The 1,833-nt window shown below is 34.6% G+C and carries 1 protein-coding gene; it reads right to left on the bottom strand.

Annotated elements, in window-relative coordinates:
- A partial coding sequence (locus HRT72_07110; protein ID NQY67475.1) for a hypothetical protein occupies window positions 1-1,724 on the bottom strand: 1,724 nt, incomplete at its 3' end.
- Window positions 1,725-1,833 lie beyond the last annotated feature (109 nt).

Here is a 1,833-nt window from a genome sequence, read left to right as displayed (position 1 = left end):
GCTCCTGTGTTTCTTGCAAGATATATGGAGTTGCTAGAACCTGTTGCGGTATTGTTAACAGTTAAGTTACCATTAACAATATGTCCAGAACCTCCTTGAGCAAAATACATGTTGTAAGTACCTGAATTAGTAATGTTAACATTTCCATCATAGGTATCTAACGTGCCATTACCCATCATAAAATAACCACTACCGCTGTTTATAAAATTAGCATCCATGTTAAATGTATTTCCTCCAGCCGAAGCATCATTGGAAGCGCCTGTTTTTTCAAAGGTTGAAACGCCATTAAATGTAGACCCTCGCAAATATATTCTAGGAGTAGATGTACTTAAATCACCATTAAATGTAGAGTTTGGTCCAATTGAGAGAACTCCTGTGCCATTCATTACAATTCCCTGAGTTGTTGCCCCCAATTGAGTAAATTCTTCTAAATATAAATTACCAGTTCCAGAAGCTCCAGCTCCTATTATATTTATGGTTTTACCACTTGAAAGTGTGCTTGTTCCTGAACTATTTCCAATATATATATTCGAGTTTGTAATATAATTAATGAATATACTTCCATTGAACACATTACCAATTGCCGCGTTTGCAAGATAAATTCTTCCTGTACCACTAACAATTAATGTAGCATCATTATTGAATGTATCAGGGTTTGTTTGGGCAAAATATAAATGGCCTGTACCATCATTAATAATAGATGCAGTTGAACTAAAAGTGTTACCTCCTACGTTATAATCATTGTTTGCTCCTGTTTTTGTAAATACTGCAGTACCATTAAATGTGTTAGATTCTATATATATTCTTGGTGCTGAAACATTAACGTTCCCATTCCATATACAATTAGTTTCAAGATCTAATATTGCTGAGCCAGTTAAAGTAAGGGTTTGAGCACTTGTTCCGAGTTGAGTAAATCTAGCAATTTCAAGTCTTCCAGCAGAAAAACCACTACCACCTATAGCCATTGTTTTTGTAGAAGCTAAAGTTGCTGTTCCTAATGAACCTTGTCCAAAACGTATACCATTGCCCGAAGTTGCATTAATTGTAATGTTACCATTAAAAAGATTTCCAGCCGAATTATGCGCAAGATAAATTATTTGGGTTCCAGAATTAGTAAGGGTTAAATCATCATTAAAGATGTCAGGGGTTGTATTGGCTAGCATAAAGTAGCCAGTTCCAGAATTGGTTATTGATACTGTTGAGTTAAATGTGTTTCCACCTGAACCTCCATCATTACCACCTCCATTTTTTGTGAACACAGCAGCAGCATTAAAAGTACTACCACTTAAATAGACTCTAGAGGAAGTAGCATTTATAATAGCTCCAAATACTGTTCCTGTAAATCTAGCAGTTGCAGTAGAATTAATCGTTAAAGATCCAGTTCCTGGGGTATCATTTATGGTTCCTGATTTTAAGGTTACATTACCTGCACTTGTAAAAATAAAGCCAGTTAAGTCTATAGTTGAGGTATATCCATCAACTGTTAATCCACCAATAGTTGCAAGAATATCAATGTTACAGTTTCCTAAACCATTAGCATTAAAAATAGCAACATCAGTTGCTAAAGGAACCGAAGCACCCCCTGAACCTCCATTTGCAGTTGACCAGTTTGCAGTATTGTTCCAATTACTTGTTGCACCTGCCACCCAATATCTATTGGCGGCTTGAATGTTAATTGTTACTAAAAAAAATAATGCGATTGAAAGTGGTAGGTTTTTATTCATAAAATCTGATTGTTAATTAAGTAATTTTAACGTACGCATTAAGTATAATTAAGGTTACAATAATTAGTATAACAACCTAATACTCTAATAAGTAAAGTTACAGATTTTT

The sequence above is a fragment of the Flavobacteriales bacterium genome (assembly GCA_013214975.1).
In the GTDB taxonomy this organism is placed as follows: domain Bacteria; phylum Bacteroidota; class Bacteroidia; order DT-38; family DT-38; genus DT-38.
This window is presented reverse-complemented; position numbering and strand designations above follow the sequence as displayed.